We start from the raw sequence: 26,035 nt of genomic DNA on the forward strand, positions 1-26,035 counted from the left end.
GGAGTTGATGATTCATGGATATCCGTAAAGTTAAGAAACTGATCGAACTGCTGGAAGAATCCGGTATCGACGAGCTGGAAATCAAGGAAGGCGAAGAATCCGTACGGATCAGCCGTCACAGCAAGACCCCGGCCCAACAGTTCTACGCGCCACAGATGCAAGCTCCAGCGCCTGCTGCCGCTCCGGCCGCCGCACCTGCTGCCGCTGCTCCAGCCGCACCTGCTGCGCCTGTGTTGAACGGCTTCGTGGTCAAGTCGCCAATGGTCGGTACGTTCTACCGCACCCCGGCACCGACCTCGCCAGCCTTCGTTGAAGTCGGCGCAACGGTGAAAGTGGGCGACACCATCTGCATCGTTGAAGCGATGAAGATGATGAACCACATCACCGCTGAGAAAGCCGGCGTCATCGAATCCATTCTGGTAGAAAACGGTCAGCCGGTTGAGTACGACCAGCCGCTGTTCACCATCGTTTGAACCGCGGAGCGCCTTCGATGTTGAAACCTGCGAAGAAACTGCAAAAAGTCCTGATCGCCAACCGCGGCGAGATTGCGCTGCGTATCCTGCGCGCCTGTAAGGAAGAGGGCATCAAGACCGTCGCTGTTTACTCGACGGCCGATACTGAATTGATGCACGTGAAACTGGCGGACGAAAGCATCTGCATCGGCCCGCCACTGGCCACGAACTCGTACCTGAAAGTCTCGAACATCATCGCGGCCGCTGAAGTGACCGGCGCTGATGGCATCCACCCAGGCTACGGCTTCCTCGCGGAAAACGCCGACTTCGCCGAGCAGGTGGAGAAATCCGGGTTTGCCTTCATCGGTCCGAAAGCCGAAACCATTCGCCTGATGGGCGACAAGGTATCGGCCAAAGACGCCATGATCGCTGCCGGCGTGCCAACCGTTCCAGGTTCCGACGGCCCGCTGCCTGAAGACGAGGCAACCGCCCTGCGCATTGGTCGCGAAGTCGGTTACCCGGTGATCATCAAGGCCGCCGGTGGCGGTGGTGGTCGCGGCATGCGCGTCGTGCACAAGGAAGAAGACCTGATCGAAGCCGCCAAGCAGACCCGCTCCGAAGCGGCTGCGTGGTTCGGCAACCCGATGGTCTACCTGGAAAAGTACCTGACCAACCCACGTCACGTGGAAGTGCAGGTGCTGTCCGACGGCCAGGGCCACGCCATCCACCTGGGCGACCGCGATTGCTCGCTGCAACGCCGTCACCAGAAGGTACTGGAAGAAGCGCCGGCACCGGGCCTGGACGAAACGGCTCGCCAGGAAGTCCTGGCTCGCTGCGTCAAGGCGTGCATCGACATCAACTACCGTGGCGCCGGTACCTTTGAGTTCCTCTACGAAAACGGTCGTTTCTACTTCATCGAGATGAACACTCGTGTGCAGGTAGAGCACCCGGTTTCGGAGATGGTCACCGGTATCGACATCGTCAAGGAGATGCTGAGCATCGCCGCCGGTAACGTGCTGTCCTTCACCCAGGACGACGTGAAGATCCACGGCCACTCCCTGGAGTGCCGGATCAACGCCGAAGACCCGAAAACCTTTATCCCAAGCCCTGGCCTGGTCAAGCATTTCCATGCGCCCGGCGGCAACGGCGTACGTGTGGATTCGCACCTGTACAGTGGCTATAAGGTTCCGTCCAACTACGACTCGCTGATCGGCAAGCTGATCACCTGGGGCGCGACTCGCGACGAGGCCATGGCCCGTATGCGTAATGCCCTGGACGAAATCGTGGTTGACGGCATCAAGACCAACATCCCGCTGCATCGGGACCTGGTTCGTGATGAAGGCTTCTGCGAAGGTGGTGTGAACATTCACTACCTGGAACACAAGCTGGCTAACCAGTAAGTGCTCCACCCAACAAAGCCGCCTTCGGGCGGCTTTGTTGTTTGTGGAACACCGTTTTTTTCTGGGCAGACACATTACCCCTGTGGGAGCGGGCTTGCTCGCGAAGGCGGTGGGCCAGCGGGAACATAAGGCGACTGACCCGACGCCTTCGCGAGCAAGCCCGCGCCCACATTTGGACCGAGTGCGGTCAGTGGTGTCGTCTTCTGCCCGCCGCTCGCGTAAACTTGCGCGCTTTCGCGACCCAGCCGTCGCACACTCATTTTTTTCAAAGGTGCCCGCCATGCCTTGGCTGCAAGTCCGTCTCGCCATCAGCCCAGAACAAGCCGAAACCTACGAAGACGCTTTCCTCGAAGTGGGCGCTGTCTCGGTCACCTTTATGGACGCCGAAGACCAACCGATCTTCGAACCCGAACTCAACACCACGCCACTCTGGTCCCACACCCATTTGCTGGCCCTGTTCGAAGACGGCACCGATGCCGCCGCCGTGCTGGCCCATATGGAACTGCTCACCGGCGGCCCGCTGCCGGAGCATCACAGTGAAATCATTGAAGACCAGGACTGGGAACGCAGCTGGATGGACAACTTCCAGCCCATGCGTTTCGGCCAGCGCCTGTGGATCGTACCCAGCTGGCACGCCGCCCCCGAACCGGAGGCAGTCAACCTGCTGCTGGACCCGGGCCTGGCGTTCGGCACCGGCACTCACCCCACCACCGCGCTGTGCCTGGAATGGCTCGACGGCCAGGACCTGACTGACTGCAACGTGCTGGATTTCGGCTGTGGCTCGGGGATCCTGGCGATTGCCGCGCTGCTGCTGGGCGCCAAGGAAGCTGTCGGCACCGACATCGACGTGCAAGCCCTGGAAGCCTCCCGCGACAACGCCGGGCGCAACCATATTCCTGAAGGCAAATTCCCACTGTACCTGCCGGAGCAATTGCCCCAGGTACAGGCCGATGTGCTGGTGGCGAATATCCTCGCCGGGCCGCTGGTGTCCCTGGCGCCGCAGTTGTCGAGCCTGGTCAAGCCAGGTGGGCGTTTGGCGCTGTCGGGCATTCTCGCCGAGCAAGGCGAAGACGTGGCGGCAGCCTATGCTCAGGACTTTGAGCTGGACCCGATCGCGAACCGTGACGGCTGGGTACGCATCAGTGGTCGTCGGCGCTAGAATGGGCGCCTGCCTGAATCGGATGGCCGCATGACTGACAGTTTCGTCACCCAGTGCCCGCATTGCCAAGCCCGCTTTCGCGTCAGCCACGCTCAATTAAGCGTGGCCCGTGGCGTGGTGCGCTGCGGCTCGTGCCTGCAAGTGTTCAACGCCGCTCGCCAGTTGCTGGAGCAGCGTGCCGGTGCAACTGCGCCGCAAGTTACACAGCCAGCTCCCGCCGAGCCAGCCGCAGGACAGGCTCCCGAGGCAGCCCCCCAGACACCGCGAGCCATCAGCCAGAAGCAGTGGACCGCCGAAGAGCTGGACCTGGACAACCTTGACCTGGACGAAGAACTGGCCAAGCTGGAGCGCCGCGAGATTCAGCACACCCTGCCGCCAGGCGCGGAGCGTCGCCAAGCAGGTGCCGACCGTCGGCAAAAGGAAGATGCCCTCAGCGCCAGCCGTGACACCGTCAAGGCCGAGGAAGAAAAGTGGGCCGCCAGCCTGTTCAGCGAACCGCCCGAGGAGCGCGTCCAAGCCCCCGAAGACGAACCCGAACCGGTCAAGGCACCTGCGACCAAGCAGCGTACCGAGCCGTCCATGTCGTTTCATATTGACGACATTGACGATGAACCCTCGCGGCACTCGACGCCTGACGATGACGATATCGACCCGCCGTTCACGCCGCTGACCGCTGCCGCGGACGAGCCTGAACCCGAAGAACGCCCACAACCGCGTCGCCAACGCCCACGCCCGGAAGCCAGCGTTCACGACGATGTACTCCAGGACCTGGAAGACGACCCACTGCATCTTTATGCGCAGAAACGTCCGTCAGGCTGGGGCCGTCGTCTCATCTGGACACTCCTGGTATTGCTGGCTGCCGCTGGCCTGGCGGGCCAGTACGTCGCCTATCAATTCGGCGACCTTGCCCGCCAGGACGCTTACCGCCCCTGGTTCCAGCAACTGTGCCCAACACTGGGCTGCACCGTGCCATCACGGGTCGATATCGCGCACATCAAGAGCAGTAACCTGGTGGTGCGCAGCAACCCGGAGTTTGCCGGGGCGCTGGTGGTGGACGCCATCATCTATAACCGTGCGACGTTCTCCCAGCCTTTCCCGCTGCTGGAGCTGCGTTTTGCCGACTTGAACGGCAGCCTGATTGCCAGTCGTCGCTTCAAACCCGGCGAATACCTGAGTGGTGAACTGGCCGGTGTAAGCGAGATGCCTTCACAGACCCCGATCCATATCTCCCTGGACATCCTCGACCCAGGCAATAAAGCCGTGAATTACAGCCTGAGTTTCCACTCGCCCGAGTGAGCCGGTTCACGCTCCGAGGTTTGACGGCAAATTATTGACTGCCCCGCCACCTACCAAACCGGTGGCGATAAAGAAATAACTGTTCAGATTTTATCCAATTCAGCCTTTATCCAGTCATCGAGAGCGGGTATCATGCCAACCCTTTTTCGAACTCTAATGATCCGGCCCCACAACAGGGAAGTCCTATGTCGGCGGTACGCATCGGCCCATACACATTGCCAAACGGTTTGATTCTCGCCCCGATGGCGGGCGTCACCGACCAGCCCTTTCGTCAGCTGTGCAAGCGTTTGGGCGCGGGTCTAGTAGTCTCTGAAATGGTCACCAGCGACATGAGCCTGTGGAACACCCGCAAATCGCGGATGCGCATGATCCACGAAGGTGATCCCGAGCCCCGCTCGGTACAGATCGCCGGTGGTGATGCACAAATGCTGGCGGATGCAGCACGGGCCAACGTTGAGTTGGGCGCACAGATCATCGACATCAACATGGGCTGCCCGGCCAAGAAGGTCTGCAACAAGGCCGCCGGTTCCGCGCTGTTGAAAGATGAGCAATTGGTCGCCGAGATCCTGCAGGCCGTTGTCGCCGCAGTGGATGTGCCGGTCACCCTGAAGATTCGTACCGGTTGGGACCGGGACAACAAGAACGGCCTGACGGTGGCGAAGATCGCCGAACAGGCAGGCATTACAGCGTTGGCGGTGCACGGCCGCACCCGCGCCGACCTTTACACCGGTGAAGCCGAGTACGACACCATTGCCGCGATCAAGCAGGCGGTGTCGATGCCGGTGTTTGCCAATGGCGATATCGACTCAGCCGAGAAAGCCCGGCGCGTGCTGCACGCAACCGGTGCCGATGGCTTGTTGATTGGCCGGGCCGCCCAGGGGCGGCCATGGATTTTTCGTGAGATCGAGCATTTTCTGCGTACCGGCGAAGTGTTGCCGGCACCGGAGCTGATCGAGGTGGAACGTATTCTGCTAGAGCATCTGGCCGCCCTGCACGCCTTCTATGGAGACGTGATGGGAGTACGCATTGCTCGCAAGCATGTCGGCTGGTATCTCGCAACCTTGCCGGGCGCCAGGGAGTTTCGCGCCCACTTCAATCGTTTGGATGATACGGAAGCACAGTGCGCCAACGTTCGTGAGTTTTTCAGCGAACGTTACAAGAGCCTGGGGACAGGGGACGGAGAGGGGGTGGCCGCATGACGATGATGACCGAGACTTTAGTGAGTGGAACAACACCCGTGAGCGACAACGTCAATTTGAAACAGCACCTGAACACGCCGAGCGAAGAAGGCCAGACCCTTCGCGGGAGTGTCGAGAAGGCGTTGCACAATTATTTCGCCCACCTTGAGGGCGCTTCCGTCACGGACGTGTACAACCTGGTGCTCTCCGAAGTCGAAGCGCCCTTGCTTGAAAGCGTGATGAACTACGTCAAGGGCAACCAGACCAAAGCCAGTGAGCTGCTGGGCCTCAATCGTGGCACCTTGCGCAAAAAGCTCAAGCAGTACGATTTGCTGTAAGCATTCAATCAAACCAGAAAGGCGCCCGCGTAAAAACGGACGCCTTTTTTGCTGACTCCTTTGCTTTAGATGGAAATTGAAATGACCGACCAGACTACCCGCCTGCCGATCCGCCGTGCCTTGATCAGCGTCTCCGACAAGACCGGGATCCTCGAATTTGCCCGGGAGCTGGAAGCCCTGGGCGTGGAAATCCTCTCCACGGGCGGGACCTTCAAACTGCTGCAGGACAACGGCGTGGCCGCAGTAGAAGTCGCGGACTACACCGGTTTCGCAGAAATGATGGACGGTCGAGTCAAGACCCTGCACCCGAAAATCCACGGCGGGATCCTCGGTCGTCGCGGTATCGACGACGCCATCATGACCGAACACGGCATCAAGCCGATCGACCTGGTGGCCGTTAACCTTTACCCGTTCGAAGCCACCATCAACAAGCCAGGCTGCGACCTGCCGACCGCCATCGAAAACATCGATATCGGCGGCCCGACCATGGTTCGCTCCGCGGCCAAGAACCACAAAGACGTGGCCATCGTGGTTAACGCCAGCGACTACGCCAACGTGCTCGAAAGCCTGAAAGCCGGCGGCCTGACCTATGCCCAGCGTTTCGACCTGATGCTCAAGGCGTTCGAACACACTGCCGCCTACGACGGCATGATCGCCAACTACATGGGCACCGTGAACCAGGCCGCCGACACCCTCAGCACAGAAGGCCGCAGCCAGTTCCCGCGCACCTTCAACAGCCAGTTCATCAAGGCCCAGGAAATGCGCTACGGCGAGAACCCGCACCAGAGCGCGGCGTTCTACGTGGAAGCCAAACCGGCCGAAGTCGGCATCGCCACCGCGACCCAACTGCAAGGCAAAGAGCTGTCCTACAACAACGTGGCCGACACCGACGCCGCGCTGGAATGTGTGAAGAGCTTCGTCAAGCCGGCCTGCGTGATCGTCAAGCACGCCAACCCGTGTGGCGTGGCCGTGAGCCCGGACGCTGAAGGCGGTATCCGCCAGGCGTACGAACTGGCCTACGCCACCGACACCGAATCCGCCTTCGGCGGCATCATCGCCTTCAACCGCGAGCTGGATGCAGAAACCGCCAAAGCCATCGTCGAGCGTCAGTTCGTCGAAGTGATCATCGCCCCTTCCGTGAGTGAAGAAGCCCGCGCCATTGTGGCCGCCAAAGCCAACGTGCGCCTGCTGGCCTGTGGCGAGTGGTCGGCTGACCGCGCTGCTGCCTGGGACTACAAGCGCGTCAACGGCGGCTTGCTGGTACAGAGCCGCGACATCGGCATGATCGGCAGCGAAGACCTCAAAGTCGTCACCCAACGCGCCCCGACCGAGCAAGAGATCCACGACCTGATCTTCGCCTGGAAAGTCGCCAAGTACGTTAAGTCCAACGCCATCGTCTACGCCAAGAACCGCCAGACCATCGGTGTCGGCGCCGGCCAGATGAGCCGTGTGAACTCGGCACGTATCGCCGCGATCAAGGCTGAGCACGCGGGTTTGCAAGTCGCCGGTTCGGTGATGGCTTCCGACGCGTTTTTCCCGTTCCGCGACGGCCTGGACAATGCTGCGAAAGCCGGTGTTACCGCCGTGATCCAACCGGGCGGTTCGATGCGTGATGCAGAAGTGATTGCCGCAGCCGACGAAGCCGGTATCGCCATGGTGTTCACCGGTATGCGCCACTTCCGTCACTGATTGATTTGATACCAAGCGGGCACTGGCTTGACAGGGGAGCTGGCTTGCCTGCGATAGCATCACCTCGGTGTGCATGACACACCGAGGTGCCTGCATCGCGGGCAAGCCCGGCTCCCACAGAAAAGCGGCTCACAGTGCTCCCAAGAATTGAGCATCATCCGAGGTTTTTTGAAATGAATGTTTTGATCATTGGCAGCGGTGGCCGTGAACACGCCCTGGCCTGGAAAGTTGCCCAGGACCCGCGTGTCCAGAAAGTTTTCGTCGCACCCGGCAACGCCGGCACCGCCATTGAAGCCAAGTGTGAAAACGTCGCCATCGACGTGCTGGCCCTGGAGCAGCTTGCTGATTTTGCCGAGAAAAACGTTTCCCTGACCATCGTCGGTCCGGAAGTGCCGTTGGTTGCCGGCGTCGTGGACCTGTTCCGCAGCCGTGGCCTGGATTGCTTCGGCCCTACCGCCGGCGCTGCACAGCTGGAAGGTTCCAAGGCGTTCACCAAGGATTTCCTGGCACGCCACAAGATCCCGACTGCCGACTACCAGAACTTCACCGAGATCGAGCCGGCCCTGGCTTACCTGCGTGAAAAAGGCGCACCGATCGTGATCAAGGCCGACGGCCTGGCCGCCGGTAAAGGCGTGATCGTTGCGATGACCCTGCAGGAAGCCGAAGACGCCGTGCGCGACATGCTCGCCGGTAACGCTTTCGGTGAAGCCGGTTCCCGCGTCGTCATCGAAGAGTTCCTCGACGGCGAAGAGGCCAGCTTTATCGTAATGGTCGACGGCAAAAACGTTCTGCCGATGGCCACCAGCCAGGACCACAAACGCGTCGGCGACGGCGACACTGGCCCGAACACCGGCGGCATGGGTGCTTACTCCCCTGCCCCAGTGGTCACCGCCGAAGTACACAAGCGTGTGATGGACCTGGTGATCTGGCCGACCGTGCGCGGCATGGCCGACGAAGGCAACGTGTATACCGGCTTCCTGTACGCCGGCCTGATGATCGACAAAGCCGGTAACCCGAAAGTCATCGAGTTCAACTGCCGCTTCGGCGACCCGGAAACCCAACCGGTGATGCTGCGCTTGCAGTCGAGCCTGGTGCTGCTGGTGGAAGCGGCCCTGGCCCAGGCGCTGGACAAGGTTGAAGCACAGTGGGACCCACGTCCGAGCGTCGGCATTGTGCTGGCGGCCGGTGGTTACCCTGCCGACTACGCCAAAGGCGATGTGATTGAAGGCCTGGACGCAGCTGCTACGCTGGAAGGCAAGGTGTTCCATGCCGGCACCGCGCTCAAGGATGGCAACGTTGTAACCGCAGGTGGCCGTGTGTTGTGCGCCACCGCAATGGGTGCCAGTGTCGACGCCGCGCAACAACAGGCGTACAAACTGGCCGCGAAAATCGACTGGAAAGGTTGCTTCTACCGCACAGACATCGGCTACCGCGCCATTGCCCGTGAACGTGGCGAGAACAGCTGAACAGCTACACTTGAGTAGCTATCCGTTCGGTTAGGCAAGGGCCTCTGGCCCTTGCCCTACACATGTCGCCCCGCGCATAGTTAACCCGTGCATCAACCTACGAAGGGATTTCGCCGTGCGCTGGCTCAGGATCGCCATAGGTTTCACAGTCAGTTTGCTGACCCTGCTCTGCTTGTTCCCGGCCCAGGCCGCCGCGCAAGGCAGTGGTTGGGCAGTATTGCTTGATGAACAGGCCGACCTGCAGTTGAGCGACATTCGCTCCCCCCGCTACACCAATCAATTCAGCCCCATCGAACTGGACCGGATTACCGCCGCGGAGCCGGACGGTGCGTTGTGGGTACGCTTCAAGCTGCAACCCGGCAAGCACGAGCAAGTGCTGCGGGTATTCGCCCCGGACCTGTCCCACCTGAGCCTCTATGTACTGGACGGCGACACCCTGGTGGAACAACAAAGCACCGGCACTCGCCAACCCCAGGCGGAACGCCCGCTGCCCAGCAGCGATTTCATGCTGCCGATGCCCCAGAGCCAGAAGCCTCTGGAGGTGTATCTGCGCCTGGTCTCGGAACACGAGCTGCGCCCCTATATCACCCTGGAACCGGCCGTACTCGCCGCCGCCGATCAGACCCAGACACTGATCTACGGCCTGCTGTTCGGCTGCCTGCTGATGCTGATCCTGCACAACCTCACACGCTTCGCTTACCACCGCTCACGCAGCAGCCTATGGCTGGCGGCCTGCGAGCTGCTGTTGATGCTGAGCCTGGCATTGCTGCTCAACCTGGTGGGGCCGTGGCTGCCGAACTGGCACGCGATCCAGACCCCGGGCGCCTACCTGGCCCTGCTGCTGACCGCCCCCTGCGGGTTGATGTTTGCCTACCGATTCTTCATGCCTTTGGGCCCGCACCCGCTGAACAAGCTGTTGATGGCCGACATCCTGCTGATCGTGCTGTGCGGCCTGCTGCTGTTGTTCGTCAACACCTTGCCGCTGAACATCATCACCTACGCCCTGGTGGCCCTGGCCGGGCTGAGCATGTTGTTTGTCTCGGCCTGTCACTGGCAGAAAGGCTACCGGCCGGCACGCTTGTTCGTGGTAGCGATGGTGGTGTTCAACATCGGTACGCTGATCATCCTCCCTGCCCTGCTCGGCCTGACGCTGGTGGCGCCGCAAGGTTTGATTGTCACGTTGCTCGGGTTTATCTGCCTCAGCGGCCTGCTGATGAGCCTGGCCCTGGGCGAACGCCAGCGCGCGATTGTCGAGGCCCGCTTCAGCCTCAGCCGTGATCTGGCGGCCAGCAATGCCGAAATCGCCGCCAAGGCCGAGTTCCTGGCGAAGATCAGCCACGAAATCCGTACGCCCATGAACGGTGTGCTGGGCATGACCGAGTTGCTGCTGGGCACGCCGCTGTCGGTGAAACAGCGTGACTACGTGCAAACCATCCACAGCGCCGGTAATGAACTGCTGACGCTGATCAACGAGATCCTCGACATCTCCAAGCTGGAGTCCGGGCAGATCGAGCTGGACGACGTGCAATTCGACCTCAACGCCCTGATCGATGACTGCTTGAGTATCTTCCGCGCCAAGGCCGAACAGCAGAACGTCGAACTGATCAGCTTCATCCAGCCCCAAGTGCCGCGAGTGATCAGCGGCGACCCGACGCGCCTGCGCCAGGCACTGTTAAGCCTGCTGGAAAACGCCCTGCAAAAAACCGATGAAGGTGAAGTGCTGATCGTCGTCGCCCTCGACGAACGCAGCACCAAGCCGCGCTTGCGCATTGCCGTGCAGGACAGCGGCCTGCCGATGGAGGCCGCCGAGCGCGACGCGTTGCTGCACAGCGAACTGCACAGCAAGAACTTCCTCTCGGCCACGCGCTTGAGCGGCCACCTGGGCCTGGTGATCGCGCGTCAACTGATCCTGTTGATGAACGGCGAGTTCGGCATCAAGAGTGGCAGCCACCAAGGCAGCACCCTGTGGCTGACCCTGCCATTGGACCCGGAACGCCTGGAGCATCCGACGTCCGACCTCGACGGCCCGCTCAAAGGCGCCCGGGTATTGGTGGTGGACGACAACGACACCTGCCGCAAAGTGCTGGTGCAGCAATGCACGGCCTGGGGCCTGAACGTCAGCGCCGTGCCGTCCGGCAAAGAGGCCCTGGCGCTGCTGCGCACCAAAGCTCACCTGCGCGATTACTTCGACGTGGTGCTGCTGGACCAGAACATGCCCGGCATGACCGGTATGCAACTGGCGGCAAAGATCAAGGAAGACCCGAGCCTTAACCACGACATCCTGCTGATCATGCTCACTGGCATCAGCAATGCACCGAGCAAGATCATCGCGCGCAACTGCGGCATCAAGCGCATCCTCGCCAAACCGGTGGCTGGCTACACGCTCAAGACCACCCTGGCCGACGAACTGACCCAGCGCAGTAAAGGCGCCGTGCAGCCGCGCCCCGCCCTCAGCGCACCGACAGCCGTGACCGTGCCCAGCGACTTCCGCATCCTGGTGGCTGAAGACAACAGCATCTCCACCAAAGTGATTCGCGGCATGCTGGGCAAGCTCAACCTTAACCCGGACACCGCCAGCAACGGTGAAGAAGCGCTGGAGGCGATGAAAGCCCAGCGTTACGACCTGGTGTTGATGGACTGTGAAATGCCGATCCTCGATGGCTTCTCCGCCACTCAGCAACTGCGGGCGTGGGAAGTCAGCCACCAACGCATTCGCACACCGGTGGTGGCACTCACCGCACACATCCTCTCGGAACATAAAGAGCGCGCGCGCCAGGCCGGGATGGATGGGCATATGGCCAAGCCAGTGGAGTTGTCGCAGTTGCGCGAGCTGGTTGAGTTCTGGGTGGCGCAGCGTCAACAAAAACAGGAACACAGCACCGTTTCCTGACCTGAAATGCAACCGCCCCTGTGGGAGCTGGCTTGCCTGCGATAGCGGTGTATTAGCGACAAGCCAGTTGCTTGACATACCGCTATGGCAGGCAAGCCAGCTCCCACATTTGCCCGGTTGCGCCTGATAGACTCCGCAGACTTCTCCCATCGCGAGCCGCCCCCCATGCTCCATGTGTTATTCAGCGTTTACCTGAAGATGCTGGTGCTCTACAGCCCGTTCTTTGTGCTGTCCTGCTTTATCAGCCTGACCCGTGGTTATTCCAGCAAGGAACGCAGGCGCCTGGCCTGGAAAGTGGCGTTGGCGACGCTGGTGTCGAGCGTATTGCTCTACCTGTTTGGCCGGGTGATTTTCAGTGTGTTCGGCATCACCGTGGACGCCTTTCGCATCGGTGCCGGCAGCGTGCTGTTTATCTCGGCTCTGGGCATGGCCCAGGGCAAATCAGCGGTGCAGACCGACAATGTGCAGCAAGACGTGACCATCGTGCCGCTGACCATCCCCCTCACCGTTGGCCCCGGCACCATCGGTGCGCTGCTGGTGATGGGCGTCAGCCAGCCGCATTGGGATGACAAGATCACCGCCATCCTCAGCATCGCCCTGGCCAGCCTCACGGTGGGCGTGGTGCTGTATTTGTCCAACCGTATCGAACGCATTCTCGGCGACCAGGGCTTGCAGATTGTCAGCCGGTTGATGGGGTTGTTCGTGTGCGCGCTTGCCGCGCAGATCATCTTTACCGGGGTACGCGGCTACCTGGTGCCTTAAATCCGATACTGGGCGATTGCCGACTGCACCTTGTCTCCCGCGCTTTCGCGCATCAACTGGAGGGTCTTTTCGTTGACCACCGAGGTATTCAGCACCAGGCAGGTCTGCCCGCTGAAGGCCTCGAACGAGGCGCTGTCCCACTCCAGAAACGGCAAGCCGACCTGCTTGCTCACCCCGTGACTGCTGTAAGTCACTAACACCATCATCACTTCGCCGTCGGTCTCGGCACAGGAGGCCAAGCCGAAATCACCGCCCTGATGCACCGTGCTGTTGCGCTTGAACAGCTCGAATGAAGCGGGTTGCTGCTTCATGGCCTCCAGTGCGTCGGCCGCCAGCTTCGGCAACGCCGCGAGCAGCGGCCCGGCCAGTGATGTCGACGCCAGCATGGCCGCGATGATATTAAGCGCCGCCAGTTGCACCGTCAGGCCCTTGCCCGAGCTTTTGACCCGCTCGAAGCGGCTGCGCACCGGCAGCCAGCCCAAGCTGATCATCACCTTGATAAACTCGTCGTACCACGCCTCCGTGCCGCGGTTTACTTTCAACACATCGCTGACATAACCACTGGCCAGCAAGTAGCTTTTGCGGATGTACTCGCGGTTCAGCGCAGACATACCCTCGATAAACGAGATCACACCATTGTTCACCACTGCCGCATTGCAATCATCCTCAGTGTCCAACGCCAAGGAGGGCGTGATTGCCGGTGCCCCTGGCAGCTTGTAGGCGGCAATCAACTTGCGCCTCTTCGCACTGATGATCCTTTTGTGATATCGCTCCATTTCCCGTTCTCCACAAGCACCCCACATGGGGCTTGCTCCCACACTAGTCGAGTGGCAGGTGGGCTTGCCAGACGACAAACATCGCTTGGCACACCCTCCGAAAAAGCGCCCCCCAGCAATAACGAGGCGCCCGCGCGGGCCTTCCGTCTTTCAGCGACAAAAAAAGAAAAAGCCCCGAATAACGGTAGGTTTTCACCCAGCGTTACTCGGAGCTTTCTTGCGTACGACAGACCGCTTTCAGCAGGCAGGTTTCTCGCCATACCAACGCGGCGTGTACACCCACTCCCCGCCACCGGCCCGCGCAAACACGCAGGTGGTGGACGAGCCAATCAGCACCATGGTGCGCATGTCGACCTGCTCAGGCGTCAGTTGCCCAAGCGTGGTGACACGCAGGGTCTGGCCTGGGCGGCCGATGTCACGCCCCAGCACTACCGGCGTCTGCGGCGTGCGATGCAAGGCGACGATTTCCAGGGCGCGCCCCAGTTGCCAAGGCCGCGAGCGCGAGATGGGGTTATAGAACGCCAGGGCCAGGTCGGCCTGGGATGCAAGGTCCAAGCGCTTTTCGATGATCGACCAAGGCTTGAGGTTGTCCGACAGCGACATCACGCAGAAGTCATGCCCCAGCGGCGCACCCGCTTGAGCGGCGGTGGCCAGCGAGGCCGAGACGCCCGGCAGAATCTCCAGGTCGACTTGATGCCAGGCCGGGTCGCTCGACTCGTGCAAGGCCTCGATGACAGCAGCTGCCATCGCAAACACTCCGGGGTCGCCGGACGACACCACCACCACTGAGCGCCCTTGCGCAGCCAGCTCAAAGGCATGACGCGCGCGCTGCATTTCTTCGCGGTTATCGGTGCAATGCTGCACCTGGTCATCGCGGAACGGCCCGGCCATGCGCACGTAGGTTTCGTAGCCCAGCACATCGGTGCAGCGTGCCAGTTCAGCCTTGACGGCCGGGACCATCAACTCGGCCGCGCCCGGGCCCAGGCCAATCACCGCGAGACGCCCACGCGGACGGCCGACGAGCGAAAGGTCCAGAGGTTGTTCTGCAACGCTGATAACGATGTCCGCGTCTTGCTCCACGTCAGCGAAACGCAACGGCACCCCTAATTCCAATGCAGCGTCGGGCAAGGAAGCGTCGGCCATTTGCGTAGCGCTGGCCAACAGGCAGGCCAGGGATTGCACAGCAATGCCGGCATGGTGCAACGCCGCACGCACACGCTCGGCCAACTGCGCACCAGGCTTACAAGTGACGCACACCGTCTTCGGGTAAATCAGTAATTCGTTGTCCGCCGGCACACGCAGGGCGCTGCCCACGTGAATCGCCAAGCGTGCGTGCTGATCCTGCGGCAGATTGGCCTGGTCCAGCCAGGGCGCCGCGCCTTCAATGCGCACGCTTTCTCCGGCGAGCAGGTCGGAGACGAAGCGTTTGCCCAGCTCCAGGTCGGCCAGTTGGTAACCCGCGGGCGGGTTGAGCAGGCAAGTGCCGAAACGCAGCTCGCCGCTGGTAGTGATTGCAGCGGCTACGCCCAACGCTGCCGCGATGTCTCGCGCCATGACGTTCACACCGCCCAGGCCACCGAGCAACGGCACCACGGCACTGCCATCTTCAGCGACGGCCAGCACTGCTGGTTCTTCACCCTTTTCGAGCAATAGCGGCGCCAGGGTGCGGATGACGATGCCGGCCGCGCACAGGGCGATCAACGGCGTGCCTTGTTGATAAAGCTGGCGCAAGGTTGCGCCGAACTCGCTGTACGTGTGGTCCGCACCTTCAACCCGTCCGGCCAGGCCATGGATCAGCGCGCCCGGGTAAACCTGTTGAATCTTGCGCGCAGTCGCCAGGCTGCCCTGGCCCAGAATGACAATCGCCGGGCACATCAACCTTGCCACCTTTCACCCGGCACGATGATCAGCGAGAAGTACGGCGAAGACGCCGGGTCGACCTGATCCAGTGCCACGATTTTCTGGTTAGCCATGGTCGCGCGCTCCACGTAGAGCGCGCGCTCGGCCAAACCGAGTTCTTCCAGCACCTGGCGCACCTTGGGGAAGTTGCGGCCCAGCTTCATGATGACCGCCGCATCGGCATCCGCCAGGCGCCGCTTGAGGTCGTCAGCGGGCAACACACCGGAGAGCACCGACAGACTCTGATTGCGATACACCAACGGTGCGCCGAGCACCGAGGCGCCGCCGAGCATGGAGCACACGCCAGGGATAACTTGCGCGTCATAACGCTCGGCCAGACGGTCGTGCAGGTACATGTAAGAACCGTAGAAGAACGGGTCGCCTTCGCAGATCACCGCCACATCACGGCCGGCGTCCAAGTGCGCGGCCACGTCCATGCTGGCAGTGTCGTAGAAGTCGCTGATGATTTGTTCATAAGACATCGGTGCCGGCAGCACTTCCGTGGTCACCGGGTACACCAGCGGCATCAGGGTCTGCTGCGCCACCAAGTGGTCTTCGATGATGCCGAAGGCATTGCCCTTCTTGCCCTTGGCCACGAAGTACGCAACCACCGGCGACTCGCGTAGCAGGCGCAGGGCCTTGAGGGTAATCAGTTCCGGGTCGCCGGGGCCCACGCCCAGGCCAATCAACCGTCCACGTGCCTGCATTATTCGACCTCCGTGGCCAAGGCGTTGACCGCGGCGGCGGCCATGGCACTGCCGCCAAGGCGGCCTTGCATGATCACGAACGGTACGCCACGGCTGTCGGCCGCCAGCATCGCCTTGGATTCGGCGGCGCCGACAAACCCCACCGGGAAACCCAGGATCAATGCCGGTTTCGGCGCGCCGGCGTCGAGCATTTCCAGCAGGTAGAACAAGGCGGTCGGCGCGTTGCCGATCACCACCACGCTGCCTTCCAGGTGCGGGCGCCACAGCTCCAGCGCAGCGGCCGAACGGGTGTTGCCCAATTCCCGCGCCAACTCCGGCACGCTGTCGTCGCGCAAGGTGCAGATCACTTCATTGTTGGCTGGCAGGCGCGCGCGGGTCACGCCTTCGGAGACCATTCGCGCATCACACAGAATCGGCGCGCCGGCGGCCAGCGCCTCGCGCCCGGCCTTGCCGGCACCGATGGAGAACTGCAGGCCGTCGATGGCCTCGACCATGCCGCACGCATGAATCACCCGCACCGCGAGTTTTTCCAGGTCGGCCGGGATGCGGTCCAACTTGGCTTCCGCGCGAATAATGGCGAAGGAGTTGCGATAGATCTCCTGACCGTCGCGGATGTAATCAATCATCGGTGTTGCTCCGTGAGCGTGCGCGTAACAGGGCGCCCGCCGCTTCAATGGAAAGAGTGCGTGCGTGCAGCCGGCCGAAACCTTGCTCGGCTGCATCGCGAAAATAGAGGTCGTAGTGGCCGGGACTAACCGCCAGCAAGGTGACCGGCGCGACATGCGCCGCGGCGCAGGAACGCAGGCAGCCGGACAGGTGCACGTCATGACCCGGTTGCAGGGCGGCCAGTTGCACGGCGTCGGCCTTGGTGTCGGCCAGGCCTTTGCCGCAGCCGCTTGAGCCGGTGCAGGCGATCATGCGTGCCAGCGGTTGCTCGACTGAGCAGAGAAAGCCCAGCTGCTGCAGGCGATCTGTGACGGTGGCGGCGTTATCGGTGTGTACGTTGGGCAGCAGCAGACCTTGCCAGGGCGTGAAACGCAGCGTGCCGTCGCCGTAGTCACTGGCCAGTTTGGCGGCGCCCTTGAGCATGCTCGAGTCCAGCCGCCCCAGCGGTGCAACGGCGGCGACGTAGACGTAATCTTTTTGCCTCTGTGGATAAGTACCCAGATGCAGCAGAGCCCCACTGGCCGGGCGCTTGAAACCATCAACCGGCAGCAACGGCAGGTTCAGACGGTTCAGGAAGTTATCCACAGGCAAATGCCGCATCCGGGTTTGCGCAGGCGTCGCCAGGTCGAGAAACAGCTCCAACACCGCCACCACCAACGCATGGCCCTGCGCCAACGGCACGGCGGCCAGCGGCGCATCCAGCCCAGGGCAGCCGGCCAGACCGAACGCAAGCAGTGTCTCGCCCTCGCGTTCAAAGGCCGACAGCCACAGGTCATGGTGGTGTTCAAGCATGGCCAGGGCTTCGCCGCCATCCAATTGCACGGCGAACTTGGCCGACAGCTCATGGAAGCGTGGATGGTTTTGCAGCGTGGCGAGGATCTGGTCGGCCAGCGGGCGGGTGTCGAACAGCATGTACGGGTCGATACCGGCGCTGGGGCTGAGCATCAGGTTGCGCACGTCGTCACCGGCGGCGTTGTTCGGCCCCAGGTCTGCAGCAAGGAGCATTGCAATCAAGGCGTCCTGCTCGGCGCCGATCCCGCGAATCTGCACGTTGGCGCGGTTGGTCGCCTCGATCACCCCGCCCGCATAGGCCTGGGCGGCGTCCGCCACCGCATGGGCCTGGAGGACGCTGATCGAACCGCCGGCCAATTTGATCCGGCAAATGCCGCCATCCAACGCCTGGACGATACGCAGCAACCCCGGACAAGCCGAGGGGCGCAAGGTATTCAGAGCAGGCGTTGGGTTCACGGGGCTACCGGTTGACGGGTAAAGGCGCGGTATTATGCCTGCTTTGTCCGGCGGCATGAAAAGCCTGCCCGTCGGATGTCGTTCAAGGAATTCATATGTCGCCCTGGCTGACGGTAGTAGGCATCGGTGAAGACGGCTTCAAGGGGCTGGGTAAAAATGCCCGGCATGCCTTGTTGCGCGCCTCTCGAATTATAGGCGGCCAACGTCAGTTGGATCTCTTGCCGGTGTGTATTCGTGGTGAACGCCAGCTGTGGCCGAGCCCGTTTTCCCTGGAGCCGGTGCTGGCACGGCGAGGCGAACCGGTGTGTGTACTGGCCAGCGGCGACCCAATGTTCTACGGCGTGGGAGCCAGCCTGGCGCGGCAGCTGGCGGCTGAGGAGTTGCTGATTTTGCCGGCGCCATCTTCCGTGTCCCTGGCGGCGGCGCGGTTGGGTTGGCCGTTGCAGGAGGTGGTGATCGTGTCTGTGGTCGCTCGGCCGCTGGCGGCGCTGAATGCGCACCTGGCCAGCGGTGTGCGCCTGCTGGTGTTGAGCAATGACGGGCGCAGCCCTGCGGCGATTGCCGCGCTGCTGGTTGAGTCCGGGTTCGGGCCAAGCCGTATCAGCGTCTTCGAACACCTCGGCGGTGCGGATGAGCAGCGTATTAATAGCGTGGCTCAGGACTGGCAGCAGGCCTCGGTGGCCGATTTGAATGTGGTCGCCATCGATTGCCTCGCCGACGCCAATACCCCACGCCTGTCGCGCCTCGCCGGTCTGCCGGATGCGGCGTTCAAGCACGACGGCCAACTGACCAAGCGCGATGTGCGGGCCATGACGCTCGCGCGCCTCGCGCCCATGCCCGGCGAATTGCTCTGGGATGTAGGCGCGGGGAGTGGCTCCATCGGTATCGAATGGATGCGCGCGCACCCCAGTTGCCGTGCGCTGGCCATCGAAGCCGACGAAGGCCGCCAAGGCCTGATCGAACACAACCGCGACGCACTCGGCGTACCCGGTTTGCAATTGATTCGTGGCAAGGCGCCGGACGTGCTGCACGGTTTGGAAGCACCGGACGCGATCTTCATCGGCGGCGGCGTCACCCGCGACGGCGTGCTCGACACCTGCTGGCAACACCTGCGCCCCGGCGGGCGCCTGGTCGCCAATGCCGTGACCCTGCAAAGCGAAATGACCCTGATGGCCTGGCGCGCCCAACAGGGCGGCGAACTGACCCGCATTCATGTGGCGCAGGCCCAGCCGCTGGGTGAGTTCGACACCTGGCGCCAGGCGTTGCCAATCACCCTGCTGGAAGTGATCAAGCCACTATGAAACGCATCCTGCTGCTGGGCGGCGTGACTGAAGCACTGGCCATTGCCCGAACCCTGGGCCCGGAGCACATCTATAGCCTGGCGGGCGTGGGCCGCGTGCCGACGGACCTCACGTGCCAAGTGCGTGTCGGCGGTTATGGTGGTGTTGAGGGCCTCGCGCAGTTTGTTCGTGATGAACACATCAGCCTGATTCTCGACGCAACCCATCCGTATGCCGCCCAGATCAGCCGGAACGCCGCCGAGGCTGCAAGGGTGTGTGGCATTCCTTGCTGGGCGTTGCGCCGCCCGGCGTGGCAACCGCAGGCAGGCGATGACTGGCGTGAGGTCAGTGATTGGGCTGAGCTGGTTGACGCGTTGAAGCCCTTCAAGCGCCCGTTGTTTACGCTGGGGCGCGAGCCGTTACAGCATCTTGATGAAATCCCCGCCGACCAATTCTGGACGCTGCGCGCATTGGATGTATATCCGGGAAATGCGCGCTGTGAAGTCATCGGCGCGCGTGGGCCGTTTCTGATCGAGGACGAGCGCGCGTTGTTTGAGCGGCGTGGGATTGATGTGCTGATCAGCAAGAACAGTGGCAGTGCGGCCACTGAGCCGAAGCTGGAAGTGGCGCGCGAGTGTGGGGTGCCGGTGCTGGTGTTGAAGCGGCCGGTGCTGGCTTCTGTGGATCGGGAGCTTTTGTCGCCCCAAGAAACCATCGATTCGTTGGCAGATTTCATTCTATAGATCAGGATCATCCGCCAGCCTCTGTCACATCTATTTGTTACCTCAAGGGATGGCAATGAACCAACCACCTCTCGCTTTGGGCCATCCAGGTCAAATGCAAGGTTGCAACTTAGCGCATTGGCCGAGGCGAGTGTTTCGCTGAGGTTGACCAACAGGTCTTCGGTGCTTGTTCCGTCAACCACGGTGAATAGCCGTACAGGGGGATTCGATGTGAGTGATGTTTTAGTCATGGTGACGCTCCGTAAAAATGGATAGAGGCGTCTGGAGATGCGGGCCGCGACGCCCGACCGCTGAGTGTGCAGCGGTGTACGGAGACTAGAGATGCACCTTCCTAGGGACAACCTTAAATCCTTGTCGGAGGTTTCTGTAGAAGGCTCCCACATTCGGGTTATATGGAGGCTCAACAAGATGCTTCCTACATGAGTACCGGAACCTGCTGACTACCGAGAAGCGCATATCCTTGGCGATGATCCTCAACCTTTCGTCTATCGACGTTAAACATGAGGTTCACCCTATGGCTAAAAACCCCCGCGCGCGGCGCTCAACTCGGCCTGTTGAACTCAGGATTATCGAACACATAAGCGCGAACCCCGAGTTGGCGCACGCGCTAGGCCTGGAACCCAACGCCATGGATTGGGTTGCTCCTGAAGTTACTGCTCGACGCCATCAACGGCTGGAAAAAGCGCCACCCCACTGCGATCGAACAATAACGTTCAGCCCTTTCAATGTTCTTGACCATCTTCATACACAGGAGGATATGGAGGCTTATCTGCAAGCGTGCGTCGAAGAGGACCCAGGCGATGGCTCATTGATCAGGAAAGCACAGGAGAACATTGCTCGTGCGACTCGCAAAAAATCATCCCAAAGCTAACGGGCGCCTGACACTGGCGAGTTTGCAGCTAATATGAGACTGCGACACCAAACCACACCGCGCTTTTTTACTTATCGTTACCGATCAGGCTAAATACCCACCTGATCGCTTAACCCTACGGATTGTCCGCCATGGCCCGTCAACGCTTTGCAATTGCCTGGATCGCCTGCTTTGCAGTGCTGTTCAACGCCTTTGCCATGCCGATGGCCAGCGCGATGCAGCAGTCTAAAGACCCTATCCAGCAATTGCTGTGGGGCAGCTTTTGTTCGTCCAATGGCGCCAGCCTGAAAACCATTGCCCTGGGCAAACTGGAAATTCCGGCGCCGCAGCAGGACGATCATTCCACCATGCAGCATTGCTGGTGCTGCTCGGGCTCACCGCCGCTGGTGGCGTTGCCGGGGCATGTGCCGCAGTTGTATGTCACACGGTTCGACCCGGTGCAGAGCTTGCCGCCGCCGTCACTGCAAGCCCCTACCCCGCGCCAGCAATGGCCGAGCCTCAACCCGCGCGCCTCTCCAACGGTCTGATTTCTTCGCAAGTGAACTGCGTTTAGAACCGTTCTGGAGAACTGCCATGCTCAAATCTTCCCTGCTTCTGGCTGCGTTGTTGCTGCCGGTGTGTGTTGCTGCCAATGCCGATGACTACAAGGCCGGCGACCTGCTCGTCAGCGCCCCCTGGTCCCAGGAGTTGCCACCCAATGCGCCCACAGTTGCGGCGTATTTCGTGATTCATAACACCGGTGTTGCCCCGGACCGCCTGCTCAGTGTCGAAACGCCAGTAGCGGACAAGGCCGAGCTGCATGAGCATGTGATGCAGGGCGACTTGATGAAGATGCAACAAGTGCCCAGCGTTGCCGTACCGGCCAAGGGTGACTTGACCTTCGCACCGATGGCGTATCACGTGATGTTACTGGGCCTTAAGGACCGCAGCCTGTTGGTCGATGGCAAGCAATTCCCACTGACCCTGACCTTCGAAAAAGCCGGCAAGGTACGCGTGGAAGTCTCGGTACAGAAAGCGCCGCCGATGGCTGGCCACGAGCATATGCACGCTCAATAGGCCAACCTCGATGGGCGCCCCACGCGCCAGGTTATCCCCGCAGCGCCGCAGGCCCATGAGCCTGATGCGCGGCAGTTGGATCAGCCTGTTCGCCATGCTGATGATCTTTATCGGTCCGCTGATTTCCCAAGCGATGCCGATGGATCATCACGCCGGTATGTCGATGAGCATGTCCATGGACATGCCCGGCTGCCATGGCGAACCCAAGCCAAGCAAAGCGCCGGACGAACACCACGTCCTCTGGGAAAAGTGCGGCTATTGCAGCCTGCTGTTCAGTTGCCCGGCCCTGCCAGGCAGTGTGTCCTATGTCACCCTCGGCACCCCGCCGTCGGCTACCGCCCTCACTCCCGCCCCGCGCCTGGGCCATGCCCGGCAGAGCATCTTCCCCGGCGCCCGCAGCCGCGCCCCGCCCATCGCCTCGTAAACACCTCATCGCGTTACTTCACCCCGGCCGACTTTAGACAGACAGCCGCAGGCTGCTGGCCGTGTTGTTTACGAATGATTGATGGAATTTTTCATGTCCAGGTTTTCTGCTGACACCCGTTTGGGATGCACCCCTGTTTTTGCTGTTCTGCTTGGCACATTGTTGGTGCCACATGCACAGGCTGAAGATCACGAACTAAGCCCCACCGTCATCACGGCGATCGCTCCCAGCTCGCCGCTGACCGTTATTACCAACCCAAAAGACCCACGCCAACCGGTGCCGGCCAGTGATGGCGGCGACTACCTCAAGACCATCCCGGGCTTCGCCCTGGTGCGCAACGGCGGTACTAACGGCGACCCGGTGCTGCGCGGCATGTTCGGCTCGCGCCTGAATATCCTCACCAACGGCGGCGTGATGCTCGGCGCCTGCCCGGGCCGAATGGATGCGCCCACCTCATATATCTCGCCGGAAACCTACGACAAGCTCACCGTGATCAAAGGCCCGCAAACCGTGCTCTGGGGCCCGGGCGCGTCGGCCGGCACCATCCTGTTCGAGCGCGAGCCGGAGCAGTTCGGCGAGTTGGGCACGCGGGTCAACGCCAGTGTGCTGGGCGGTTCCAACGGGCGCTTCGATAAAGTCATCGATGCCGCCGCCGGTGGCCCATTGGGTTACGTGCGAGTGATCGGTAACCAGGCGCACGCCGACGATTACAAAGACGGCAATAACCACACCGTCGCCTCGCGCTACGACAAGTGGAACGGCGACGTCGCCGTCGGTTTCACCCCTGACGCCGACACCCTGCTGGGACTCACCGCCGGGCGTGGCGATGGCGAAGCACGCTACGCCGCGCGCGGCATGGACGGTTCGCAGTTCCTGCGGGAAAGCCTGGGGCTGCGCTTCGAGAAGTCCAACATCGGTGAGGTGCTGGATAAGGTCGAAGCCCAGGTTTACTACAACTACGCCGACCACGTGATGGACAACTACAGCCTGCGCACACCGTCGGGCACCGGGATGATGGCTGGCCCCATGGCCTCCAACGTCGACCGGCGCACCTTGGGTGCGCGGATCAAGGCAACCTGGCGCTGGGCCGATGTGCAACTGATCGGCGGCCTGGATGCGCAGACAGACGAACACCGCAAACGCATGGGCATGGGCGTCGATACCTATAAGGATGTGCCGCGTAACAAGGACGCCAATTTCCATAATTACGGTGTGTTTGGCGAACTGACCTGGTACGCCGCGGACCGCGACCGCCTGATCACCGGCGCGCGCCTGGACCGCGCCTCAGCCAAGGACTTCCGACAAACCAGCGGTTCGGGAACGATGGCCCGGCCCAACCCGACCGCCGACGACACACGCGCCGACACCTTGCCATCGGGCTTCGTGCGTTATGAACACGACCTGGCCGACACGCCCACCACCGTCTACGCCGGCCTGGGCCACTCGGAACGTTTCCCGGATTACTGGGAGCTGTTTTCCCCCAACACCGGCGCGGTGGGTTCGGTGAATGCCTTCGACGGCGTGAAGCCAGAGAAGACCACCCAGCTCGACTTTGGCGCCCAATACAAAACCGCCGACCTCGAAGCCTGGGCCTCGGGTTATGTCGGCCAGGTGCGCGATTTCATCCTGTTCGACTACAAGCCCGGAATGATGGGCACCACTTCCCAGGCTCGCAATGTCGACGCGCGGATCATGGGCGGCGAACTCGGTACGGCCTACAAGTTGACCCGTCACTGGAAGGCCGACGCCACGCTCGCCTATGCCTGGGGCAAGAACAGCAGCGACGGCAAGGCACTGCCACAGATGCCGCCGTTGGATGCACGTTTCGGCCTGACTTATAGCCAGGATGACTGGAGCGCCGGCGCCTTGTGGCGAGTGGTCGCGGCGCAAAACCGCATCGACCAGAACAAAGGCAACGTGGTCGGCAAGGACTTCGATAAAAGCGCCGGCTTTGGCGTGTTCTCGCTGAACGCCGCGTACCGCATCAATAAAAACTTCAAGGTCAGCACCGGCGTCGACAACCTGTTCGGCAAAGCTTACGCCGAGCACCTGAACCTGGCCGGCAATGCCGGGTTCGGCTACCCGGCCAACGACCCGCAAGCCATCAAGGAGCCGGGACGCACGCTCTGGACCAAAGTCGATATGAGTTTCTAACAGCATCGGGAGCAAGCCCCCTCCCACATTTGAATGTATTCACAAATCAAAATGTGAGAGGGGGCTTGCTCCCGATGGCGGCATAACTGACCCAAAAAAAATAATGCCTTGCGGAGCACCCTGATGACCACTCAAAAGATTTCCTTCTACAACCTCGCTTGGCGCTGGCACTTCTACGCCGGGCTCTTCGTTGCCCCTTTCATGGTGCTGCTGGCCCTGACCGGCATCATCTACCTGTTCAAACCCCAGCTAGACCCATTGATGTATGGCGACCTGCTCAAGGTGCAAAGCGCCGAGCACGCCTTGAGTGCCGACGAACAATTGCAACGGGCACAGGCAGCCTTCCCCCAAGGCAAAATCAGCAAGTACCTGCCGCCTGCCGACGCCACCAGCAGCGCGCAATTTGTGATGCATGAGGGCGGGCGCGAAGTGACGGTGTTTGTTGACCCGTATCGCGGCACCGTACTCGGCGAACAAGATGCAAAAAACAACCTGCAAGCCATCGCCCGGGCACTGCACGGTGAGCTGATGATCGGCACCGTGGGTGATCGCCTGGTGGAGCTCGCCGCCGGTTGGGGCGTGATGCTGGTGGTGTCCGGCGTGTACCTGTGGTGGCCTCGCGGCACGTCGTCGGCCGGTGTGTTGTGGCCACGGTTCAGCCGTCGCGGCCGTGTGTTCTGGCGCGACATGCATGCGGTTGCAGGCTTCTGGGGCGCGGCGTTTTTGCTGGTGATGCTGCTCAGCGGCATGACTTGGACCGGCTTCTGGGGCAAGCAATACGCCGACCTGTGGAACACCTTCCCGGCGGCGATGTGGAACAACGTGCCGCAGTCCGACCAGCAGGCACGCATCCTCAATACCGCCAGCCAACAAACCGTGCCCTGGGCCATGGAAAATACGCCGATGCCGATGTCCGGCGACCACGCCGAACACATGAAGCACGGCGCCATGAGTAACGCGCCGGCCGCCCCTACTTTGCGCCTGCAACAAGTGGTCGACCTGGCCACCGCACGCAAGGTCGAGCCCGGCTACAGCATCACCTTCCCGACCACTGCCGACGGCGTGTTCACGGTCGCGGTATTTGCCAATGACCCGCGCAACGACGCCACCCTGCACGTGGACCAGTACACCGGCAAGGTGCTGGCCGATGTGCGTTGGGAACATTACAACACGGTTGCCCGCGCCACCGAGACGGGCGTGATGCTGCACGAAGGCAAGATGTTCGGCTGGGTGAACCAGCTGATCGTGCTGCTGATTTGCCTGATGATTTTGCTCAGTGCGGTCAGTGGCGTAGTGATCTGGTGGAAGCGCCGGCCACAGGGCGGGCTGGGTGTTCCGCCGTTGCGCCATGACCTGCCGAGGTGGAAAACCGCGATGGTGATCATGCTCGCGCTGGCGATTATTTTTCCCTTGGTGGGCGCCTCGTTGATCGTGGTATGGGCTTTGGATCGCCTGGTGTTGGCGCGCTTTTTCAACCCACATGAATCCGCCTCAGGTTCGGCATGAAGCAGGCGAGATGCCCAGGACAGAGCCCTTCTGTAGCCTTGCGCGACTTTTGTCCCGCAGCCGATAAGTGTTAAC

The 26,035-nt window shown here is 61.7% G+C and carries 22 protein-coding genes and 1 pseudogene; 17 read left to right on the forward strand and 6 right to left on the reverse strand.

Translation table 11 applies throughout. The features are described 5' to 3' along the window. Nucleotides 1–14: 14 nt before the first annotated feature. The 10 genes from accB to ACLBW8_RS10945 all read left to right on the forward strand — a co-directional run bounded on the left by accB (nucleotide 15) and on the right by ACLBW8_RS10945 (nucleotide 12,630). The gene (accB, locus tag ACLBW8_RS10900; RefSeq protein ID WP_064450485.1) at nucleotides 15–473 is read left to right on the forward strand and encodes an acetyl-CoA carboxylase biotin carboxyl carrier protein; all 459 of its coding nucleotides are present in this window, start codon (nucleotides 15–17) and stop codon (nucleotides 471–473) included. A 17-nt stretch (nucleotides 474–490) separates the two neighbouring features. After that, nucleotides 491–1,852 (forward strand): acetyl-CoA carboxylase biotin carboxylase subunit, encoded by a 1,362-nt coding sequence (gene accC / locus ACLBW8_RS10905; protein ID WP_017136745.1) that lies wholly within the window; start codon nucleotides 491–493, stop codon nucleotides 1,850–1,852. Nucleotides 1,853–2,132: 280 nt separating this feature from the next. Beyond that, on the forward strand, nucleotides 2,133–3,011 hold the full coding sequence (gene prmA, locus ACLBW8_RS10910; protein WP_064450484.1) for a 50S ribosomal protein L11 methyltransferase: 879 nt from the start codon (nucleotides 2,133–2,135) through the stop codon (nucleotides 3,009–3,011). A gap of 30 nt (nucleotides 3,012–3,041) precedes the next feature. Continuing rightward, nucleotides 3,042–4,307 (forward strand): DUF3426 domain-containing protein, encoded by a 1,266-nt coding sequence (locus ACLBW8_RS10915; RefSeq protein ID WP_447805347.1) that lies wholly within the window; start codon nucleotides 3,042–3,044, stop codon nucleotides 4,305–4,307. 185 nt (nucleotides 4,308–4,492) lie between these two features. Beyond that, nucleotides 4,493–5,506 (forward strand): tRNA dihydrouridine synthase DusB, encoded by a 1,014-nt coding sequence (gene dusB, locus ACLBW8_RS10920; protein ID WP_064450482.1) that lies wholly within the window; start codon nucleotides 4,493–4,495, stop codon nucleotides 5,504–5,506. After that, a complete protein-coding gene (fis, locus tag ACLBW8_RS10925; RefSeq protein WP_002555375.1) occupies nucleotides 5,503–5,823 on the forward strand; it encodes a DNA-binding transcriptional regulator Fis in 321 nt (106 codons plus the stop codon). The genes dusB and fis overlap by 4 nt, the downstream gene beginning before the upstream one ends. A gap of 81 nt (nucleotides 5,824–5,904) precedes the next feature. Beyond that, nucleotides 5,905–7,512, forward strand: a complete 1,608-nt coding sequence (gene purH / locus ACLBW8_RS10930) for a bifunctional phosphoribosylaminoimidazolecarboxamide formyltransferase/IMP cyclohydrolase (RefSeq protein ID WP_447805348.1) — start codon at nucleotides 5,905–5,907, stop codon at nucleotides 7,510–7,512. 173 nt (nucleotides 7,513–7,685) lie between these two features. Beyond that, the gene (gene purD, locus ACLBW8_RS10935; protein ID WP_064450480.1) at nucleotides 7,686–8,978 is read left to right on the forward strand and encodes a phosphoribosylamine--glycine ligase; all 1,293 of its coding nucleotides are present in this window, start codon (nucleotides 7,686–7,688) and stop codon (nucleotides 8,976–8,978) included. Between the two features lie 115 nt (nucleotides 8,979–9,093). After that, a complete protein-coding gene (locus tag ACLBW8_RS10940) occupies nucleotides 9,094–11,868 on the forward strand; it encodes a response regulator (RefSeq protein WP_447805349.1) in 2,775 nt (924 codons plus the stop codon). Between the two features lie 165 nt (nucleotides 11,869–12,033). After that, nucleotides 12,034–12,630 (forward strand): MarC family protein, encoded by a 597-nt coding sequence (locus ACLBW8_RS10945; protein WP_003217330.1) that lies wholly within the window; start codon nucleotides 12,034–12,036, stop codon nucleotides 12,628–12,630. Here ACLBW8_RS10945 and ACLBW8_RS10950 read toward each other — a convergent pair. From ACLBW8_RS10950 to cobG, 5 genes are all read right to left on the reverse strand, one after another. Further along, nucleotides 12,627–13,406, reverse strand: a complete 780-nt coding sequence (locus ACLBW8_RS10950) for a hypothetical protein (RefSeq protein WP_064450478.1) — start codon at nucleotides 13,404–13,406, stop codon at nucleotides 12,627–12,629. The genes ACLBW8_RS10945 and ACLBW8_RS10950 overlap by 4 nt on opposite strands. Nucleotides 13,407–13,643: 237 nt before the next feature. Then, the gene (gene cobJ, locus ACLBW8_RS10955; RefSeq protein WP_447805350.1) at nucleotides 13,644–15,281 is read right to left on the reverse strand and encodes a precorrin-3B C(17)-methyltransferase; all 1,638 of its coding nucleotides are present in this window, start codon (nucleotides 15,279–15,281) and stop codon (nucleotides 13,644–13,646) included. Further along, the gene (locus ACLBW8_RS10960; protein WP_128591455.1) at nucleotides 15,281–16,012 is read right to left on the reverse strand and encodes a precorrin-2 C(20)-methyltransferase; all 732 of its coding nucleotides are present in this window, start codon (nucleotides 16,010–16,012) and stop codon (nucleotides 15,281–15,283) included. Before ACLBW8_RS10960 ends, cobJ begins: the two co-directional genes overlap by 1 nt. After that, the gene (locus ACLBW8_RS10965; RefSeq protein ID WP_447805351.1) at nucleotides 16,012–16,638 is read right to left on the reverse strand and encodes a precorrin-8X methylmutase; all 627 of its coding nucleotides are present in this window, start codon (nucleotides 16,636–16,638) and stop codon (nucleotides 16,012–16,014) included. The genes ACLBW8_RS10960 and ACLBW8_RS10965 overlap by 1 nt, the downstream gene beginning before the upstream one ends. Then, nucleotides 16,631–17,983, reverse strand: a complete 1,353-nt coding sequence (gene cobG / locus ACLBW8_RS10970; protein WP_407015853.1) for a precorrin-3B synthase — start codon at nucleotides 17,981–17,983, stop codon at nucleotides 16,631–16,633. The genes ACLBW8_RS10965 and cobG overlap by 8 nt, the downstream gene beginning before the upstream one ends. 38 nt (nucleotides 17,984–18,021) lie before the next feature. Here cobG and cbiE point away from each other — a divergent pair, with 38 nt between their 5' ends. After that, the gene (gene cbiE, locus ACLBW8_RS10975; protein ID WP_447805352.1) at nucleotides 18,022–19,227 is read left to right on the forward strand and encodes a precorrin-6y C5,15-methyltransferase (decarboxylating) subunit CbiE; all 1,206 of its coding nucleotides are present in this window, start codon (nucleotides 18,022–18,024) and stop codon (nucleotides 19,225–19,227) included. Further along, entirely contained in the window at nucleotides 19,224–19,949 is a 726-nt protein-coding gene (locus ACLBW8_RS10980; RefSeq protein WP_447805353.1) for a cobalt-precorrin-6A reductase, read from the forward strand. The genes cbiE and ACLBW8_RS10980 overlap by 4 nt, the downstream gene beginning before the upstream one ends. 68 nt (nucleotides 19,950–20,017) lie before the next feature. Here the strand turns inward: ACLBW8_RS10980 and ACLBW8_RS10985 are convergent. After that, a pseudogene (locus ACLBW8_RS10985) lies at nucleotides 20,018–20,179 on the reverse strand (DUF6124 family protein); the annotation flags it as partial. A 772-nt stretch (nucleotides 20,180–20,951) separates the two neighbouring features. Here ACLBW8_RS10985 and ACLBW8_RS10990 point away from each other — a divergent pair. The 5 genes from ACLBW8_RS10990 to ACLBW8_RS11010 all read left to right on the forward strand — a co-directional run bounded on the left by ACLBW8_RS10990 (nucleotide 20,952) and on the right by ACLBW8_RS11010 (nucleotide 25,960). After that, nucleotides 20,952–21,347, forward strand: a complete 396-nt coding sequence (locus ACLBW8_RS10990) for a DUF2946 domain-containing protein (protein WP_447805354.1) — start codon at nucleotides 20,952–20,954, stop codon at nucleotides 21,345–21,347. 46 nt (nucleotides 21,348–21,393) lie between these two features. Continuing rightward, complete coding sequence (locus ACLBW8_RS10995; RefSeq protein WP_447805355.1) at nucleotides 21,394–21,876, forward strand: copper chaperone PCu(A)C; 483 nt, start codon at nucleotides 21,394–21,396, stop codon at nucleotides 21,874–21,876. A gap of 64 nt (nucleotides 21,877–21,940) precedes the next feature. After that, nucleotides 21,941–22,300, forward strand: a complete 360-nt coding sequence (locus tag ACLBW8_RS11000; protein WP_064450469.1) for a DUF2946 domain-containing protein — start codon at nucleotides 21,941–21,943, stop codon at nucleotides 22,298–22,300. Nucleotides 22,301–22,393: 93 nt separating this feature from the next. Next, nucleotides 22,394–24,454 (forward strand): TonB-dependent copper receptor, encoded by a 2,061-nt coding sequence (locus ACLBW8_RS11005; protein WP_447805356.1) that lies wholly within the window; start codon nucleotides 22,394–22,396, stop codon nucleotides 24,452–24,454. A 123-nt stretch (nucleotides 24,455–24,577) separates the two neighbouring features. Then, nucleotides 24,578–25,960 carry a PepSY-associated TM helix domain-containing protein gene (locus tag ACLBW8_RS11010; protein ID WP_432751178.1) on the forward strand — a complete coding sequence of 461 codons (1,383 nt, stop codon included), beginning with the start codon at nucleotides 24,578–24,580 and terminating at the stop codon, nucleotides 25,958–25,960. The last annotated feature ends 75 nt before the right edge of the window (nucleotides 25,961–26,035 follow it).

This window comes from Pseudomonas sp. M5A4_2d (assembly GCF_053345295.1).

Excerpts from the sequence above, each read along its gene's own strand:
- dusB (WP_064450482.1), top strand. The coding sequence starts at position 4,493 with ATGTCGGCGGTACGCATCGGCCCATACACATTGCCAAACGGTTTGATT.
- cobG (WP_407015853.1), bottom strand. The coding sequence starts at position 17,983 with ATGCCGCCGGACAAAGCAGGCATAATACCGCGCCTTTACCCGTCAACC.
- ACLBW8_RS11000 (WP_064450469.1), top strand. The coding sequence starts at position 21,941 with ATGCGCGGCAGTTGGATCAGCCTGTTCGCCATGCTGATGATCTTTATC.
- cbiE (WP_447805352.1), top strand. The coding sequence starts at position 18,022 with ATGTCGCCCTGGCTGACGGTAGTAGGCATCGGTGAAGACGGCTTCAAG.
- ACLBW8_RS10950 (WP_064450478.1), bottom strand. The coding sequence starts at position 13,406 with ATGGAGCGATATCACAAAAGGATCATCAGTGCGAAGAGGCGCAAGTTG.
- purH (WP_447805348.1), top strand. The coding sequence starts at position 5,905 with ATGACCGACCAGACTACCCGCCTGCCGATCCGCCGTGCCTTGATCAGC.
- fis (WP_002555375.1), top strand. The coding sequence starts at position 5,503 with ATGACGATGATGACCGAGACTTTAGTGAGTGGAACAACACCCGTGAGC.
- accC (WP_017136745.1), top strand. The coding sequence starts at position 491 with ATGTTGAAACCTGCGAAGAAACTGCAAAAAGTCCTGATCGCCAACCGC.
- ACLBW8_RS10990 (WP_447805354.1), top strand. The coding sequence starts at position 20,952 with ATGGCCCGTCAACGCTTTGCAATTGCCTGGATCGCCTGCTTTGCAGTG.
- ACLBW8_RS11005 (WP_447805356.1), top strand. The coding sequence starts at position 22,394 with ATGTCCAGGTTTTCTGCTGACACCCGTTTGGGATGCACCCCTGTTTTT.
- accB (WP_064450485.1), top strand. The coding sequence starts at position 15 with ATGGATATCCGTAAAGTTAAGAAACTGATCGAACTGCTGGAAGAATCC.
- ACLBW8_RS10960 (WP_128591455.1), bottom strand. The coding sequence starts at position 16,012 with ATGCAGGCACGTGGACGGTTGATTGGCCTGGGCGTGGGCCCCGGCGAC.
- ACLBW8_RS10980 (WP_447805353.1), top strand. The coding sequence starts at position 19,224 with ATGAAACGCATCCTGCTGCTGGGCGGCGTGACTGAAGCACTGGCCATT.
- prmA (WP_064450484.1), top strand. The coding sequence starts at position 2,133 with ATGCCTTGGCTGCAAGTCCGTCTCGCCATCAGCCCAGAACAAGCCGAA.
- ACLBW8_RS10965 (WP_447805351.1), bottom strand. The coding sequence starts at position 16,638 with ATGATTGATTACATCCGCGACGGTCAGGAGATCTATCGCAACTCCTTC.
- ACLBW8_RS10915 (WP_447805347.1), top strand. The coding sequence starts at position 3,042 with ATGACTGACAGTTTCGTCACCCAGTGCCCGCATTGCCAAGCCCGCTTT.
- ACLBW8_RS10945 (WP_003217330.1), top strand. The coding sequence starts at position 12,034 with ATGCTCCATGTGTTATTCAGCGTTTACCTGAAGATGCTGGTGCTCTAC.
- ACLBW8_RS11010 (WP_432751178.1), top strand. The coding sequence starts at position 24,578 with ATGACCACTCAAAAGATTTCCTTCTACAACCTCGCTTGGCGCTGGCAC.
- ACLBW8_RS10995 (WP_447805355.1), top strand. The coding sequence starts at position 21,394 with ATGCTCAAATCTTCCCTGCTTCTGGCTGCGTTGTTGCTGCCGGTGTGT.
- purD (WP_064450480.1), top strand. The coding sequence starts at position 7,686 with ATGAATGTTTTGATCATTGGCAGCGGTGGCCGTGAACACGCCCTGGCC.
- cobJ (WP_447805350.1), bottom strand. The coding sequence starts at position 15,281 with ATGTGCCCGGCGATTGTCATTCTGGGCCAGGGCAGCCTGGCGACTGCG.